Genomic DNA, 16,245 nt, shown 5'->3' with positions numbered 1-16,245 from the left:
AAAGGAGGCACCCCCTAATGAACCATATGTCGAGCGTTCCGGCGGATAACAGAATATCGGTTGTTATCATTGCTCAGGATGACGCAGTCAGAATTGCGAATGCCATACAATCCTGTAAAGTCTTTGCGGATGAAATTGTCGTCATTGACGGCGGCAGCAAGGATAATACAGTCGAGGTATCCGAATCCTTGGGCTGCAAGGTGTTTACGAATCCTTGGCCGGGTTATGCCAAACAGCGGACGTTCGGCGTAGAGCGCGCAAACTATGATTGGATTTTTCTGATTGATACGGATGAGGTTGTCAGTGAAGACATGGCGGCTGACATTCTTAAGCACAAGGAGACACTGCATGATCCGGCCAAGGCTTATTCTGTGTTCCGGATTGGCGACTTCCTCGGCAAATGGATGAATAGGGGTGAATTTCTGGTTCGTTTGTATAACCGCCAGATTTACGGAATTACAAACAGTCTGGTCCACGAGATGCCTGATGTAGCAGGAGAGCATACGATCAAGCTGAACGGTGTGCTGTGGCATTACGGCTTCCGCAGCATCAGCGATCATGTGATGAGATTTAATAAGTACACGGATCTGGAGGCCCAAACCGCATTTAACAAGGGCAAACCATTTCGGATTACGAACCTGCTGTTCAGACCGCCTGCCCGTTTTGTACAGAAATATTTCGTGCATGGTCTGTACCGCAAAGGACTTGCCGGTTTTGCCGTCTCTTTTTTCTGGGTGATGTATGAATTTCTCATTTGCTTCAAGCATTATGAGCTGACCCGGAGGCAGAAGCAGGTAACGATCACAGAAGAGGGGCCTGCCGAGAAAAAGGGGGAAACCAGTTATGTCGTACAGTAACGGTGGATTCCGCATTGCAGCGACGGGTCTAAGCTGGCCGTCACTGCAACCCGGAGGTCTGAACACATACTTCAAATCCATATGTGAAGAATTATCCAAACGAAATCAGTTGGAAGCACTGATCTGCAGCGCGGAAAAGCCACAGGCACCCGATCGAATGAAGATTCACAATATCGGAAGCAAAGATCTTTCACTATGGAAACGCAGGGATCTGATGCAGCGGTATGCGGCCGATTTCTTCAACCATCAGCCGATGGATGTGCTGTATTCCCACTTCGCCCCTTACGGCGTAGGTCCGGCGTTGGAAGCAAGAAAACGCGGAATTCCGGTCGTCATGACCTTCCATGGTCCGTGGACGGAGGAAATGAAAATTGAAGGTCAGGGGCTGAAGCACCTGCTTAAAACGACAATGGCCAAATCCATTGAAATGAAAGCCTACGGCCTGGCCGACAAGTTCATCGTTCTCAGCGAGACGTTCCGTGACATTCTCCATGAGCATTACAAAGTTCCGATGAGGAAAATTCATATCATTCCAGGAGCGGCCGATGTCGAGCGATTCCATCCTTCCACAGACCGCAGCCGGGTGCGGACGCGCCTGAAGCTGCCGCAGGAGGCTACGATTATACTGACCGTCCGCAGATTGGTTAATCGGATGGGCTTGATTCAACTGCTGGAAGCCTGGAGACATGTGGCCCAGCGTCATCCGGATCATATCCTGTTGATCGGAGGCAAGGGTCCGCTCCGCTCCGAACTGGAAGCGAAGATCAGGGAATACGGGCTTGAAGGGCAGGTAAAACTGCTGGGCTACGTTTCCGATGAAGAGCTTCCATTGTACCACCAGGCCTCGAATATGTTCATCGTGCCGACACAGGCATTGGAGGGCTTTGGACTGATCACGGTCGAGGCCATGGCATCCGGTTTGCCGGTGATGGCGACACCGGTCGGAGGCAGTAAAGAGATACTTAACAAGTTCCGGCCGGAGCTTCTGTTCAGCGGCACGGACAGTGAATCGATCAAGAACGGGATGCTGCGGATTCTGAGCGACAGGGCTTCATTGCCAGGGCAGGTCGAATGCCGGGAGCATGTGCTGGCCAACTATACGTGGGAACGGGTATCCGAGCAAGTAGAGAATGTATTCGATCAAGTTGTGAACAGAAAGGCGGCGGCAGGATGCTGAAGGTAGCATATATCGATCATACCGCCAGATGGAGCGGCGGTGAGGTAGCATTGTACAACATCTTGACCCATATCGGCGAGCACATTGAGCCACTGGTCATTTTGGCGGAAGAAGGAGATCTTGCTGACCGGCTGCGCCAAAAAGGCATTGACGTCCGGATCCTGCCGATGGATGAAGCAATTCGCAACCGGAACCGAAATGCCGTGAACTTTGGGGCGCCGGCGGCTGCGCTCAAGATGCTGTCGTACGGCAAAAGTCTGGCTCCGCTATTAAAACAGGAAAATGTGCAGTGCGTGCATACGAATTCGCTAAAATCAGCCATCTACGGGGCGGTTGCCGCCAAATCGGCAAAAATCCCGCTTATCTGGCATATCCGGGATCATATCGGGCCACCGTACCTCAAACCGATTGTGGCGAAGGGCATCCGCCTGCTGTCACGCTTTTTGCCAAACGGCGTGATTGCCAACTCCAAGTCCACGCTCCGAGCACTGGAACTGCCTGCGAATAAAAAAACGCTCGTGGTGTACTCGGCGTTCGCCAAAACGATAGGTCCGGCAGGCGAAACGGACTCCGGCAAAGACGCCAGTGAATTCAATGTGGTCCTGGTCGGTCGGCTGGCCAATTGGAAAGGACAGCACATTTTGCTGGAGGCGGCGCGCTCCTTTAAGGAGGATGCTCGGGTCAAGTTCTGGCTTGCCGGGGATGCGCTGTTCGGTGAACAGGATTATAAACGGCAGTTGGAAGAGACCATAACGCGTTACGGACTGAAAAACGTCAATCTACTTGGGCATGTCGATGATATTCAAGGCCTGATGAGACGCTGTGACCTGCTGATTCACACTTCCATCACACCGGAACCGTTCGGTCAGGTCATTGTTGAAGGGATGGCCGCCGGTCTGCCAGTCATTGCCTCCAATGAGGGAGGACCGACAGAGACGGTGGTGCATGGCGAGACAGGGCTGCTGATTCAACCGGGCGACCCTGCCAAGCTGGCCGAATCCATCCGTTGGATGCTGGAGCATCCCGAGGAGCGGAAGCTAATGGGACAGAAAGGGATGATTCGGGTGAAGGAAAATTTCGTTATTGAGAATACCGTCAAGGATATCGTTCGTTACTATAAAGGTTTGCTGGCAGGTGTATAAACGATCTTGCGTTTAAAAGGATGGTACTGATGAAAATAGCGATAGCACATGATTATTTGATCCAAATGGGCGGAGCCGAAAGAGTAGTCGAAGTATTCCATAGCATGTACCCTGATGCTCCTATCTTCACGACGGTGTTCAGTGACAGCCGCTTATCAAACAATTTGAAGGATGCGGATATAAGGGCCTCCTGGCTGCAGAACATTCCGGGAGTGAAGGCCAATTTCAAGGGCGTGCTGCCGCTGTATCCCATTGCCATCCGTGACTTTGACTTCAGGGAATTTGACATCGTATTGAGTTCAAGCAGCGCTTTTATGAAGAGCATACAGGTACCCAAGCATACTTTTCATATCTGTTACTGTCATACGCCGATGCGGTTTGCATGGGATTACGATACTTACATGGCTGGACAGTCCAGATCCAATCTGTTCAAGAGCATGCTGAGAATTTATATGAACCGCCTGAAAACATGGGATCAGAAAACGTCCCGCAATGTCAATCAGTTCGTTGCCAACTCATCGGTGGTCAAGCGGCGTATCCAGTCGTACTATCACCGGGATGCGGATGTTATTTTCCCGCCGATTAATACATCCCGCTTTGAGAGGTCCACCCAAATTGGAGATTACTATCTGATCGTATCCCGTCTCATTTCATATAAAAGGATCGATCTGGCCATCGAGGCCTTCAACCGGAATGGCTTGAAGCTGCTTATTGTTGGTGAAGGACCTGACCGGAAGAGGCTTGAAGGCATGGCCAAATCCAATGTTCAATTTCTTGGCAGGCTGGAAGATGGCGAAGTCAATAAGCTGATGGCCGAGTGCCGGGCACTTGTATTCCCGGGAATAGAGGACTTCGGCATCACCCCGCTGGAGGCCAACGCAGCCGGTCGGCCGGTCATTGCCTTTCAGGGAGGCGGGGCGCTCGACACGATCGTGCCTTATCTGAACGGTGTTTTCTTCCACAGGCATGAAGTGGAGGATGTGCTGGCAGCGGTGGAGGCAGTGGAAAATCATCAATGGAACGTGGACGATATCACTCAGCATGCACGTAAATTTGACGAAAACACGTTCAAGGAGCAGTTCAAAAAGTATGTGGAGCAAGCCTATGTGAACTTTCTTAAAGGGGGACTGAAGCCATGATGAAGCTGGCTGTGATCGGAACGGGATATGTAGGTTTGGTATCTGGAGTATGTTTTGCTTTGAAGGGCAACAAGGTCATTTGTGTCGATCTGGCTGAGGACAAAATTGAAAAGCTGAAACGGGCCGAATCACCGATTTACGAACCCGGCATCGAGGAGCTGATTGAGCAGAATCTTCGGGAAGAGCGGCTTGAGTTCACTTCTGATCTGAGTGATGCGGTACGTCGCTCGGACATTGTTCTGCTGGCGGTCGGGACACCTTCTCTGCCGAACGGGGAAGCCAATCTGCAGTATATTGAACAGGCTGCGGCTGATGTAGGTGCGGCTATGAATGGCTACAAGATCATTATGACCAAGAGCACCGTGCCTGTCGGAACGAACGAAAAAATCCGTGAGGTTGTAGCAAGATATACCCGTCAGTCATTTGATATCGTATCTGCACCCGAGTTTCTGCGTGAAGGCTCTGCGATCAGCGATACGCTGCACCCTGACCGGATCATCATAGGCATTGACAATCCTTCATTGCATGAGACGATGGTCGAGCTTCATCAGGATTTCACGGACAATATCTATGTGACGGATATCCGGAGCGCCGAGATGATCAAGTATGCCTCCAACGCATTTCTGGCTACTAAAATTTCTTTTATTAACGAGATCGCAAATATTTGCGAAAAGGTAGGCGCGGACGTTACGAATGTAGCGGCAGGAATGGGCATGGACAAACGCATTGGCTCTTCCTTCCTGCAGGCGGGAATCGGATATGGCGGTTCGTGCTTTCCGAAGGATACGAATGCGCTCATTCAAATCGCGGGCAACGTGGATTACGAGTTCAAGCTGCTTAAATCCGTTGTTGATGTGAACTCCGATCAGCGTTATATGATGATTTCCAAACTGCGCGAATCCCTCGGGCAGTTAAACGGTATACACGTAGGTGTGTGGGGCTTGTCCTTCAAACCGAATACGGATGATATCCGGGAGGCACCTTCTCTTGAGATTGTCGAAACCTTGGTCAAAGAAGGGGCGTTCGTCAAGGTTCATGACCCGATCGCGATGGACAAATTCAGGGAGCAGTTCAATCACGAACATATTCAGTGGTGCTCTACACCCGAGGAAGCGGCACTTGGCTGCGATGCTGTCTGCCTGCTGACGGACTGGGATCACTACAAGCAGGTGGACCTGCGTATGTTGGGCTCCGTGCTGCGCAAGCCGATTCTCATTGACGGACGCAATGTATTCACGGAACGGCAGATTGCCGAATCTGGATTAGAATATTATTCGGTTGGCAGACCGCGTATGAGTGGGCTGAACGGCCTTTCGTCAAGTGTAGCAGGTGCAGTATAATATTAGTGGTCAGGAAAATATGACCTTTTTAGGAAAATTAAATCTGGAGGGAGAGTTGAGTAATGAAATTGGTACTTTTGTCAGGCGGTTCCGGTAAAAGGTTATGGCCTCTGTCCAACGATTCCCGTTCCAAGCAGTTCCTGAAGGTGCTGGAAAGCCCTGAAGGACAACCTGAATCCATGGTGCAGCGGGTGTGGAGACAATTGGGGGACTCCGGTATGGCGGACTCCTCTTATATCGCTACAGGCAGGGCGCAGGTTGAAATGATTCAGAGCCAAATTGGGAATGAAGTCAGCATCATCGTGGAGCCTGAGCGCAGGGATACCTTCCCGGCTATCGCACTTACGGCCACTTACCTATACAGCATCGCCGGTGTATCCCAAGATACGGTGATCGCGATTCTGCCGGTAGACCCGTATGTGGAGCACGCCTTCTTCCATACGGTAGCACGCATGGAATATACGCTGCAGGAGACGGGCGCCAATCTTGCTCTGATGGGTGTTGTCCCATCCTATCCATCCGAAAAATACGGTTATATCATTCCTAAAGAAGGCTCGCCAGCAGGACCTGCGGGCTGCTTGCAGGTCAGTCATTTCCAGGAAAAACCGGACCGGGAGCAGGCTGAGCTTCTGATTGAGCGGAGTGCGCTCTGGAATTGCGGAGTTTTTGCTTTCCGTTTGGGATACCTGCTGAATATCCTGGAGGAGAAGGGGCTTCCGCTGAATTATGAAGAACTGCAGAAGCAGTATCATGCTTTATCGAAAATAAGCTTTGATTATGAAGTTGTAGAGAAAGAAGAGAACATTGTGGTTCTCCCGTATGACGGCTTCTGGAAGGACCTCGGCACCTGGAACACATTGACGGAAGAAATGTCACAGCGCCAGGTAGGCAAGGGAGTCATGACTGAGGATTGCACCAATACAAGCCTAATCAATGAGCTTGATATCCCGGTCACCGTCATCGGGGCGTGTGATCTGATCGTGGCTGCAAGTCCGGATGGCATCCTTGTAACCAATAAAGCGGAGAGCCCGCGTATCAAGGAAGTGCTGAAGGCACACAATCAGCGTCCGATGTACGAGGAGCGGCGTTGGGGACATTACCGGGTTGTGGATTATGTGAAATACCCTAAGGGCAATGAAGTTCTCACCAAGCGGATTTGCATTGAGCAGGGCAAAAATATCAGCTATCAGCTTCATCTGAAACGTAGTGAAATATGGACGATCATCAGCGGTGAAGCGGACGTAATTTTGAACGAGAAGCTGCACAGCGTGAAAGCTGGTGATGTTGTACGTATTCCGGAAGGGACGAAGCACAGCATTTTGGCCGTAACCGATGTGGAGCTGATTGAGGTGCAGACAGGTTCCGAGCTGGTGGAGGAAGATATCGTTCGCATTTGCATGGACTGGAATGACATTTCTCTGCAGCAATTCATTTCATGAAAAACGCATATGCTGCGTTTTTATGCATATAATTGAAAAAAATGATGTGGTTTTAAGGTTTTTTTTGTAAAAAAATCTCGAAAAATTGGTTCTAATAAATTTTATTTATAAATTTTTGGTAAATTGCAGTCGATACTCTAGGATAAGAGGAAGCTTTATAGCCTTCATAGAAAAATGGCAACCCTGCCGAAAGGCAGGTGAACGCAAAGCTATAGGGCCTTTATCCTTGTTGTGGGATGGCAGCCTAGCTACCGAGAGGGAGAGAATTGGTGAAAACTTATTCTATGTATCGATTTATTCAAAAATTGTTGCCTGTCGTGCTGTTATGTTCTCTGCTTCCATCAGGCCTGTCTCCGGAGCACTTTGCTGTTCAGGCTGCTGAAGCACCGATTAATCCGGCTGCTTCAGCCGAGGCGCGTGAATTATATACGTACTTGTCTAATTTGGACGGAGAGGGAATGATTACCGGTCAGCATGATTATCTGGAAAGCCCGGATGAGTTGAACAAAAAGCTGAAGAGAATCAGCGGCCAGTATGCTGGCCTTCACGGCTACGAGCTGGGCGCCATTTCTAACCAATCGGCTGAGAAGGCCGAGGCTCAGCGCAGCAATGTTGTGGATAGTGCGATTAATTGGCACAATGAGGGCGGCATCGTCGCTATGACTTTTCATCAGGCGCTTCCCGGCAAGCCCTTGACCTGGCCCAATGTACAGATCAAGCTCACCCAAGCGGAATTTAACAGGTATGTAACACCAGGCACTGCGGAATATGCAAGTTTGATCGCCGACCTGGATAAAGTTGCGGTATCCCTTGGCAAACTGCGGGATGCGGGTGTGCCCGTTCTGTGGAGACCTTACCACGAAATGAATGGGAATTGGTTTTGGTGGGGAAAAAAGAAGAGGTTTGTCAAATTATGGGATATCATGTATGATAGATTTGTGAATGTCCACCAACTGAACAATCTGCTGTGGGTCTGGAACCCCAACGCTCCGAATGCTTGGTCCGCTCCTTATCGTAAAACCTTCCCTGGTTTGTCTAAGGTGGATATTTTGGCTGCGGACATTTATGACAATGATTTTAGGCAGAGCTACTATGATGGCCTGCTGAATTTGGCCGGGGGAAAACCGATCGCCATCGGTGAGCATGGAGAAATGCCTTCTGAAAATGTGCTGTTAGCCCAGCCGCGATGGGTATACTCCATGACCTGGGGAAAGATGCTGACAGAGAACAATTCGAACGATGACATTGTTGCATACATGAATGAAGACAGAACACTGAATCGGGATGAATTGATTGCCACTATGGCCCCTCCGGTCGAATCCCCTCCTGTACAGCCGTCTGAGCCGAATCCTCCGGCGGCGCCGCCAGCCGAGGAAGAACCGGCTCCACCAAAGCCGGTTCCGCCAAAACCGGACCCACCAAAACCGGACCCACCAGGTCCGGCTCCATCGGATCCGGACACGGTAGATGAAGGACTGAACGTCGAGTTCTTCAACAATACGAATCTGAGCGGTACTCCTGTGCTTACGCGCACGGATGCCAAACTGGATTTCAACTGGCGTGGTGCCGCACCGGCTCCAGCGGTTCATACTGATCAATTCTCAGTACGCTGGACAGGCAAGGTGAAACCGAAGTACAGCGAGACCTATACCTTTACGACCATTTCCGATGACGGAATTCGGGTATGGGTGAATGGGCAGTTAATTATTGACAGTTGGATCAAGCAAAGCTGGACGGAACGTAAAGGAAGCATCAGTCTCGAGGCAGACCAGTTCTACGACATCAAAGTGGAATTTTATGACGGAACAGGCGATGCTATGGCACGCCTGATGTGGGAGAGCCAGCAGGTATCCAAAGCGATCATTCCCTCAAGTGCATTGTTCCACTCCGTGGAATAAATCTCTTTTTCCGTCGATTATCCTGTACAGAAAGTGTGGACAAGAACAATGAAGAATTGGTTGGCGAACAAGTATGCATATTTCCTTCTGAGCCTGCTTGGCTTAACTATCTTGTTTTCGCTTGTAGGTTGTGCCAACGAAAGCAATGAGGAAAACGACAAAACTGCAGCTACAACTTTATGGATGCTGGGCGTCAAAGACGATTCTTCCAGTGAATTCAGAGGAACAACAGATCGGGAATCTGTTACTGTGGACGTTGAACCGGTGAATGGAACGGCGTTAAAGGCAGCGGGAGGCGCTGCGCAGGCAGTCAAGACCTCTTCCCCAGTCATTCAGCTAAACGGAGAGGTCCCCTCAGGATTGAATGCTTCAACCAATCCGGAGCTGGCGCTGGAGTATGAGCTGGATACCATTCCGGCTAACGGTGTAAGATTTAATGTCCGCATTCTGGATGCAAGCAAGGCTATACCGCAGATGGCTGTTTTCTCGAACAATCAGCTTTCCGGCATCATCCAGATCGCGGGCGTGTCGGGAACCGGAAGCCAGTACACTTTTAAGAGCAATTATCAATTGTATATTCCGAAAGAACAGCTCCTAACGGGAGTAAATCAGCTCAAGATCCGGACGGCACGATGCTTGTACTGCTCGGCTGCGGAGGATACGAATCTCTGGTGGAAATGGGATAGCCTGAGCCTTGAGAAGCTTGCCTCCCCGGTGACTGAACCGATTCACGGCAGTTATATCCGTACGGGAACCAATGTAAACAATAACGAGTTTTATTATGATGAGGGAGCTACCCGCCATCTTCCTGCCGTTTTGAAATGGCTTGGGCTTGCCTATAGCGGCAATATTATGAGGGTCACCTGTGCGAGTAATGTCGGTAATGCATGCTCGGATATGGATGACTACTATAAGACGCTCAAGCAATACAATATGGAGGCTGTTGCCCTGTATCTGTATACCGGTGACATCAAGCTGAAGGCAGACGGAACGCTGCCGGATACCGCCAAACAAAAGCTAACGTCTTATCTGCAAAGTTACGGCCCGTATGTGCAGTATTTTGAAGTTGACAACGAACCAGGGCTGTTCAACCGCTCCAAGGCGGTCAATTTGGCGGTAGCCGACTGGTTGAACAATGAAGGGAAGAAAATCGCCCCTCAGTTGCAAACAGTAGCTCCCGGATGGGCATATTGGCCGCAATATTCCGTCAAAGCATGCAAGAACCAGACGGGGGGCAAGAATCAGTGCGGCGATCCGGACGGATGGGAAAGGGATCCTCAGCAGCGCCTTGAGCTGGAGAAGGTTACGGACCTGACCAACGGTCACGCTTATGGCGAATCGTATGTGCAGGGAAGAGGCGGCAGCTTTGTCGAAAATCTGCAGACGTTCGGTGGCTCCAAGGATGGACTCAGCAAGCAGATGTTGAACACGGAGTTTGGCACCTCTGACTCCCATACGGATAATCCGATTTATGGAGCAAACCAGCCGAAGGCCGCGGCTTTTGACCGGATTATGCGGTCACAGATCGGTTATTCTGACATGTTCATCCAGCATGCCGCGTTCTATAAAGATTATTCTTTGTTTGAAACAGGCTTTGATCTGAACGATCATAACCCTGCGGACACGAAAATTCATGAATTTCCCGGCGGTCTGGATTCACGCGTCGATATCATGAGGCGTCTCAGCCTCGCTTATGCGACACACGGCACGCCATTGACCTACCAGGTGCTGAACAAGAACGAAACCGCTGATAAAATGGTTTATGTACGTGCGGTGAACACCTCTACGCTTGATCCGTTGCCAGGGAGCGGGGCGAAATCCAACAAGCTGCTGGTCAATCTGGTGAACTTTGAATCCACAACCCAGCGCATAAAGGTCCGTGTAACGATGCCTAATCAGGGAACCTACCAGGGAGAGCGCATCGGACCCGGAGCCACCTACTCCGAGGCACAGAGCACATTGTCCGGACTGCAGGCCTCCCCAACGCTGGACTTTGAAGAAACCCTGGGTCCCGGTGAATCCGTTCAGTACATTCTAGTTCCGACCAAGGTGGTGGACGGCATCAGCACAATCGATGCCATCCCCGCCCCTAATTGGGTAAAAGCCGTGGTATCGCAGGAAGCGGCCATTGAAGTGGATTGGTCGGAAGCTGAGGGAGCCCAGACCTATGATGTTCTGCGTGCGGAAAGCGCTGGAGGTTCATATCAGGTCATTGCTGCCGCAGTGGGAGGGACCCACTATACGGATATATCGGTGAAAGCGGGCACCTCTTACACTTACAAAATACGTGCATCAGGCTCGGATAAAATTTCGTCCGCAGCAGGGATCGAATACACAGGGCTTGCCGCACTCGACCGAACAGCCTGGAAAGCACGCGCCAACCCTAATGAAGCGAATGCCAGACTGGCCATTGACGGAAGCACGCGCACACGCTGGGACACGAATGTCGGGCAGAGTGCGGGAGCCTATTTTCAGGTTGACCTGGGGAAATTGAGCCGGATCGGACAAATCACGCTGGATGGAGCGACGTCCGAGAATGATTATCCGCGCGAATATAACGTGCTGGTGTCTGTCAACGGCATGGACTGGACCAAGGTCAGCTCGGGGCGCGGCAGCGGGAAATGGACGGACATCCGCTTTAACCCTGTTGAGGCTAGGTATGTAAAAATTGTGTTGACTAAAGACGCGTCCATGTTCTGGTCCATTCATGAACTGCAGGTTTATGCTGAATGATCTTAACCAACGACAAGCTTCTCTCCAAATTAAAGGGAGGGAAGCTTGTTTTTTTACAAATGTGCGCAAAAGACGACAACATTTTCGGTATTCTTTTTATATAATAATGAATATTAAAAATATAAGTTTTATAGAAACTGGTGGAGACAGCCGGAAATTTCATTTTAAGCGGGGGATTCCAATTGACTAGCGAGCATGCGAAAATTCGAATAGACGGGGCACGACGGCTGAAAGCATGGGAATGGAATGAAGGGATGGTCAGACTTGATGTTCAGGATATTTTGAGGCAGTGTGGTCTGGACGAACCGGAATGGCTCCGTGAAAATGGCTCGCACGCCGCGAATCCTGACGATTAGAGATAAGAGAAAGTAAGGGGGGAACGGAAATAGGGGAATCCAACAGCCTGACATGGCGTTGGAGCCCCCTAGACTACTCCATCATACGTTCCATACGGATAAATGCGATGAAGCGTTTGGCTTCCTCTTCGCTTAAGCTGCGTCCGTCAATCATTAGATTAAAGCGGCGCAAAATATCTTTGTCAGACAGCTCAAGATGATCAATAAATTGTTTGACTTCCGGGTTCATGTCATTTTGCGTGTGCGGTATGCGGCCGATTAAGTAATCGATCGATACGCCAAAGAGATTTGCCAGTATTGTCAGTGTATCAAAATCAGGTTTGCGTCGGTTTTTCTCATAATGAGAGAGAGCAGCTCGCGTGATTCCAAGAATCTGAGCCAATTCTTCTTGCTTCCAACCCCTTTTCTCCCGTAGTTCTGCAATGCGGGTGCCATAATCCATCGTAATCTCCTCCTGGTTGCATGTTGTTTAGAGAGGGTAAGGAGTATTATGAATAAAATGAAACATTTTGTATCGCATGCAAAAAATATAAAGATACGCATAGTATCTTTACTGGATTAAAGTATTAGCATATATGCATTTTACTATAAATACATGGAGAATGAACAGTTTTTTCGCAGTAGGACGGGCTTTGTGAGTATATATAGTTATATGGTAGCAGAAAAAGCATGCCTTCATTTATAGAATATGTGACTAAAGAATCTTATTTAATGGGAATAAAAGTAATAAGATGATATTGAAGCTATCATTTAATGTAAACTTCCGGTTTTAGGAAGAAAAAGGGAGAATTCATATAATTATATGGTACAATAGTTTAAAACCGGATTTATTTCCTTAGGGATCTTCATATATCCGGAAGGAAGGAGTTAACAACATGCAGATAGATCCCGTTGTACGACTGCAAGGGGTCACTAAGATTAAATCCTCCAGAACACTTGTCGATAACCTGACACTGGATATTCCTGCAGGGCAGGTATTCGGCTTTCTTGGGCCAAACGGAGCGGGAAAAACGACAACCATTCGAATGATGGTGGGCCTCATATCGTTAACCGAGGGGGATATACATATATGCGGCCACAGCATCAAAAGAGACTTTGAGCGTGCGATTGCCACTGTCGGTGCAATCGTGGAAAATCCTGAAATGTACAAGTTTATGACAGGCTACCAGAATCTGCTTCACTATGCCCGCATGAATCCGGGCGTAACCCGTGAACGCATAGAGGAGGCTGTCAGGCTGGTTGGTCTGGAAGGCAGAATTCGGGATAAGGTAAAGACCTATTCGCTTGGCATGCGCCAGCGGCTCGGAGTTGCCCAGGCAATTCTGCATCGTCCCAAGCTTCTCATTCTGGACGAGCCCACGAATGGCCTCGATCCACAGGGAATTCGCGAGCTGCGTGACTATTTGCGGCATTTAAGCCGTAGCGAGGGCACAACGATTTTTGTGTCCAGCCATTTGCTGTCTGAGATGGAGCTGATGTGTGACAGTGTGGCCATTATCCAGAATGGGCGGCTGATGGGGGTCAGGGAGCTTAATACAACGGTCAGGGCACCCGAGTTGTCCCGTGTAGCCTTCGAGGTCAACGACCCGCAGCAGGCTCAGAGCATTGCCGGGGGTGGCCTGATTGAGGAGGGGAGCCTCATTCTTGAGCTAAACATGGAAGACACTGCGGATTTGAATGCCAGACTGGCCGCGGCCGGGATCAAGGTATATTCTATACATAGGTCTGTAAGAACGCTTGAGGATCAATTCCTGGAGATGACAGGAGGCGGTACCATTGGCTGATTTTTTTAAGCTTGTGCATAACGAAAATTTGAAGATTTATATCCGCATCCGAACTTGGGTTATGCTCGTGATTCTGGCATTCATTTCGGCGATTGTCCCGGTGCTTATTTATTTAGCTTCCGATGAAGTCAGTGCTTGGGACGGTATGCTGTTATCGGCTTCTGTGTCATTTTTTCTCAACATTATATTTACCGTGGTGGTGGCGGCTGATTCCATAGCGGGAGAATTTTCTGCGGGAACGATCAAGCTTTTGTTGATCCGTCCCTGGAGCCGCAGCAAGCTGCTTATTTCAAAATACCTGTCCGTCGTGCTGTTCAGCCTGGTCGGCACCGTCCTGTTAATCGTGATGGGTTCTATCTTTTCGTTGCTGTTCTTGCGTGGAACAGGAGGCATAACAGAGATGCTGCCGGGCTGGAGCGTTGAAGGATATACGACTGCCAACTTGCTCAGCCGTTATGCTGACTTGTTTATCATATGTACTTTTGCGTTTATGCTTTCAGCCGTCTTCCGTTCCGGCGGTCTGACCATCGGCCTGTCCCTGTTCATTCTGTTTATGCAGAATACCTTGTCGTTGTTTTTCACTCCTGAACGGTACGGCTGGGCGAAATACGCATTATTTAATAACATGGGGCTAAGCCAATATATGCTCTCCCCCATCGGTCCCGGAGGCATGACCCTCGGTTTCTCCATTTCCGTATTGGCCGTTTATTATGTCCTATTTATTGCCATCTGTTGGATCGTTTTTGTCAAAAGGGATGTCACCGCCTGAGTTCAGGCAAAACCCCTGTTATCCGTCCGGCATGGCGGGTAGCAGGGGTTTCTCTGTGTTAAATAAAATCAACCTGCCTCTGCGGCATGCCTGGTAGACAGTGTTCCGTTCTGAGGGTCAGGCAGTTCTCCGGTCTGGGCAGCCACCGCACCTGTCATTTGACTGAAACCGTTCATAATACCACCATCTATAATGACAAGCGTGTTGGAGGTTAAATTGCCATACAGCTCTCCCGTAGAAGTGATGGTAACCCGTTTGTCTGCACGAATATTGCCAAAAACCTTCCCCGCAATAACCACCTCCGCGGCGTTGATGTCGGCTTGAACCACGGCTGATTCACCGATGACGACGACATTCGTGCTTTTAATCTCACCCTGATACCTGCCTTCAATCCGCAGCGGAGCTTCACTATGGAGCATTCCTTCAAAGGATGAACCGCTGGAAAGCAGTGTATCCGTAGAGATGGGGTGTACAGGTTTGGCAATCGCTTTAAACATGGTTATAACCTCCCTGATCTTCTTTTAACAAAGAACGGCCGGTCCGTCTTGGTTTCTCATTGTACATAGAGTAGCGGATCAACGGGAATATTTTGTTTAACGACCTGGAAGTGGAGATGCGGGCCGGTGCTTCGTCCGGTGTTGCCCAACTGTCCGATCAGGTCGCCCTTGGTCACCTGATCACCCTGCGATACGTTCATTCCGTTGAGATGCATATACCAGCTCTGCAGCCCGTTCGGATGCTTTATGATAATATACTTGCCGCGTTCACTCATCTGATCGGCGGCTATAACAACTCCCGCACCTGCCGCGTAGACGGGATCGCCGATGCGGCCTGCAATATCAATACCTGCATGATAAGCGCTGCGACCGTTAAGCGGGTCACGCCGATAACCAAAGCTGGAGGTGAGGCGGCGGTCTGATGTGGGCCAGAACGTAGGCTTGCCCTCACGGGCCAGTTCCAGTCTTCTGGCCTGCAGCAGACTGGCCTGTTTGCGCTGTTCCCAGATCTTACGTGCGCCCTCGGCGCGTTCCAGCGTCTTGGGCACGTTCTTCTCCACGGTGTCCAGCAGCTCCTGGATCTCTTCAAAGTCGTCCTTCAGCTCCCGGCCAACTGTCAGTATTTCCCGATTGTGAACTGCGATCCATTGGCCGCCTTTGCTGCCGGATCCGTCCCAAGAGATCTTTTCGTTCTTATCACCTTCCTTGGTGGAGGAATCGGGGTCATACTTCTGGATAAACTCCTCAAGCTGCTGCTCAAGCTCGTTAACCCGCTGTATGCGTTCCCTCATGTCGATGGCCTGATCGTTGAGCTTCATGACTTCATTTTGCAGCAGGGAAATGGCTTTTTCTTTGTCGGATACAGTAATTTCCAATTGCAGGTTTTGGGCGGCGAGGCTTGTCTCCAGTCTGGATATGATTTGGGAGGAACGGACCTGAAGGGAAACAACGAGGGTGGAGATGGACAGGACAGCCAAAGCGGGTACTAGAATAATAACAGGTTTGGAAAGTTGAAATTGGCGGGCAGGGCGCTGTGCGTCACGCAGCAAAAGAAGGGTCATACGTCGGTTTATGTCTCCTTTTTTCATAACAGCTCCTTTCCGGCAGATACACA

At 50.0% G+C, this 16,245-nt stretch carries 14 protein-coding genes and 1 riboswitch; of the genes, 11 read left to right on the top strand and 3 right to left on the bottom strand.

Going from position 1 to position 16,245, the window contains the following annotated elements; all coding sequences use genetic code 11:
* Positions 1-17 precede the first annotated feature (17 nt).
* The 9 genes from OIN60_RS19655 (at position 18) to OIN60_RS19615 (ending at position 12,081) form a co-directional block, all read left to right on the top strand.
* Positions 18-857, top strand: a complete 840-nt coding sequence (locus tag OIN60_RS19655) for a glycosyltransferase family 2 protein (protein WP_305756570.1) — start codon at positions 18-20, stop codon at positions 855-857.
* Positions 844-2,034 (top strand): glycosyltransferase family 4 protein, encoded by a 1,191-nt coding sequence (locus OIN60_RS19650; protein WP_305756569.1) that lies wholly within the window; start codon positions 844-846, stop codon positions 2,032-2,034. Before OIN60_RS19655 ends, OIN60_RS19650 begins: the two co-directional genes overlap by 14 nt.
* Positions 2,028-3,176, top strand: coding sequence for a glycosyltransferase family 4 protein (locus OIN60_RS19645; protein ID WP_305756568.1), 1,149 nt, complete (start codon positions 2,028-2,030; stop codon positions 3,174-3,176). The genes OIN60_RS19650 and OIN60_RS19645 overlap by 7 nt, the downstream gene beginning before the upstream one ends.
* A gap of 29 nt (positions 3,177-3,205) precedes the next feature.
* Positions 3,206-4,315: a glycosyltransferase gene (locus tag OIN60_RS19640; RefSeq protein WP_305756567.1), complete on the top strand. Its 1,110-nt coding sequence runs from the start codon at positions 3,206-3,208 to the stop codon at positions 4,313-4,315.
* The gene (locus OIN60_RS19635; RefSeq protein ID WP_305756757.1) at positions 4,315-5,655 is read left to right on the top strand and encodes a UDP-glucose dehydrogenase family protein; all 1,341 of its coding nucleotides are present in this window, start codon (positions 4,315-4,317) and stop codon (positions 5,653-5,655) included. Before OIN60_RS19640 ends, OIN60_RS19635 begins: the two co-directional genes overlap by 1 nt.
* Before the next feature lie 62 nt (positions 5,656-5,717).
* Entirely contained in the window at positions 5,718-7,094 is a 1,377-nt protein-coding gene (locus tag OIN60_RS19630; protein WP_305756566.1) for a sugar phosphate nucleotidyltransferase, read from the top strand.
* A gap of 166 nt (positions 7,095-7,260) precedes the next feature.
* Positions 7,261-7,350, top strand: a riboswitch (cyclic di-GMP riboswitch).
* Positions 7,351-7,378: 28 nt separating this feature from the next.
* Positions 7,379-8,992, top strand: a complete 1,614-nt coding sequence (locus OIN60_RS19625) for a glycosyl hydrolase (protein ID WP_370872570.1) — start codon at positions 7,379-7,381, stop codon at positions 8,990-8,992.
* A gap of 48 nt (positions 8,993-9,040) precedes the next feature.
* Positions 9,041-11,725, top strand: coding sequence for a discoidin domain-containing protein (locus tag OIN60_RS19620; protein ID WP_305756564.1), 2,685 nt, complete (start codon positions 9,041-9,043; stop codon positions 11,723-11,725).
* Between the two features lie 182 nt (positions 11,726-11,907).
* Complete coding sequence (locus OIN60_RS19615; protein WP_305756563.1) at positions 11,908-12,081, top strand: hypothetical protein; 174 nt, start codon at positions 11,908-11,910, stop codon at positions 12,079-12,081.
* Between the two features lie 73 nt (positions 12,082-12,154).
* Here the strand turns inward: OIN60_RS19615 and OIN60_RS19610 are convergent, their stop codons facing one another.
* On the bottom strand, positions 12,155-12,523 hold the full coding sequence (locus OIN60_RS19610; RefSeq protein ID WP_305756562.1) for a helix-turn-helix domain-containing protein: 369 nt from the start codon (positions 12,521-12,523) through the stop codon (positions 12,155-12,157).
* A gap of 433 nt (positions 12,524-12,956) precedes the next feature.
* On the opposite strand from OIN60_RS19610, the gene OIN60_RS19605 reads away from it, so the two are divergent.
* Complete coding sequence (locus OIN60_RS19605) at positions 12,957-13,865, top strand: ABC transporter ATP-binding protein (protein ID WP_305756561.1); 909 nt, start codon at positions 12,957-12,959, stop codon at positions 13,863-13,865.
* Entirely contained in the window at positions 13,858-14,634 is a 777-nt protein-coding gene (locus OIN60_RS19600) for an ABC transporter permease (protein WP_305756560.1), read from the top strand. The genes OIN60_RS19605 and OIN60_RS19600 overlap by 8 nt, the downstream gene beginning before the upstream one ends.
* Positions 14,635-14,702: 68 nt before the next feature.
* On the opposite strand, the gene OIN60_RS19595 is transcribed toward OIN60_RS19600, so the two are convergent.
* Both OIN60_RS19595 and OIN60_RS19590 read right to left on the bottom strand, forming a co-directional pair.
* Positions 14,703-15,131, bottom strand: coding sequence for a bactofilin family protein (locus OIN60_RS19595; protein ID WP_305756559.1), 429 nt, complete (start codon positions 15,129-15,131; stop codon positions 14,703-14,705).
* 56 nt (positions 15,132-15,187) lie between these two features.
* Positions 15,188-16,192: a M23 family metallopeptidase gene (locus OIN60_RS19590; RefSeq protein WP_305756558.1), complete on the bottom strand. Its 1,005-nt coding sequence runs from the start codon at positions 16,190-16,192 to the stop codon at positions 15,188-15,190.
* Positions 16,193-16,245 lie beyond the last annotated feature (53 nt).

The sequence above is a fragment of the Paenibacillus zeirhizosphaerae genome (assembly GCF_030705605.1).
Classification (GTDB): domain Bacteria; phylum Bacillota; class Bacilli; order Paenibacillales; family Paenibacillaceae; genus Paenibacillus; species Paenibacillus zeirhizosphaerae.
This window is presented reverse-complemented; position numbering and strand designations above follow the sequence as displayed.

Bases quoted from the DNA above. Each gene is read 5' to 3' on its own strand.
- OIN60_RS19640 (WP_305756567.1), top strand. From the start codon at position 3,206: ATGAAAATAGCGATAGCACATGATTATTTGATCCAAATGGGCGGAGCC.
- OIN60_RS19610 (WP_305756562.1), bottom strand. From the start codon at position 12,523: ATGGATTATGGCACCCGCATTGCAGAACTACGGGAGAAAAGGGGTTGG.
- OIN60_RS19635 (WP_305756757.1), top strand. From the start codon at position 4,315: ATGAAGCTGGCTGTGATCGGAACGGGATATGTAGGTTTGGTATCTGGA.
- OIN60_RS19650 (WP_305756569.1), top strand. From the start codon at position 844: ATGTCGTACAGTAACGGTGGATTCCGCATTGCAGCGACGGGTCTAAGC.
- OIN60_RS19630 (WP_305756566.1), top strand. From the start codon at position 5,718: ATGAAATTGGTACTTTTGTCAGGCGGTTCCGGTAAAAGGTTATGGCCT.
- OIN60_RS19605 (WP_305756561.1), top strand. From the start codon at position 12,957: ATGCAGATAGATCCCGTTGTACGACTGCAAGGGGTCACTAAGATTAAA.
- OIN60_RS19645 (WP_305756568.1), top strand. From the start codon at position 2,028: ATGCTGAAGGTAGCATATATCGATCATACCGCCAGATGGAGCGGCGGT.
- OIN60_RS19625 (WP_370872570.1), top strand. From the start codon at position 7,379: ATGTATCGATTTATTCAAAAATTGTTGCCTGTCGTGCTGTTATGTTCT.
- OIN60_RS19595 (WP_305756559.1), bottom strand. From the start codon at position 15,131: ATGTTTAAAGCGATTGCCAAACCTGTACACCCCATCTCTACGGATACA.
- OIN60_RS19655 (WP_305756570.1), top strand. From the start codon at position 18: ATGAACCATATGTCGAGCGTTCCGGCGGATAACAGAATATCGGTTGTT.
- OIN60_RS19590 (WP_305756558.1), bottom strand. From the start codon at position 16,192: ATGACCCTTCTTTTGCTGCGTGACGCACAGCGCCCTGCCCGCCAATTT.
- OIN60_RS19620 (WP_305756564.1), top strand. From the start codon at position 9,041: ATGAAGAATTGGTTGGCGAACAAGTATGCATATTTCCTTCTGAGCCTG.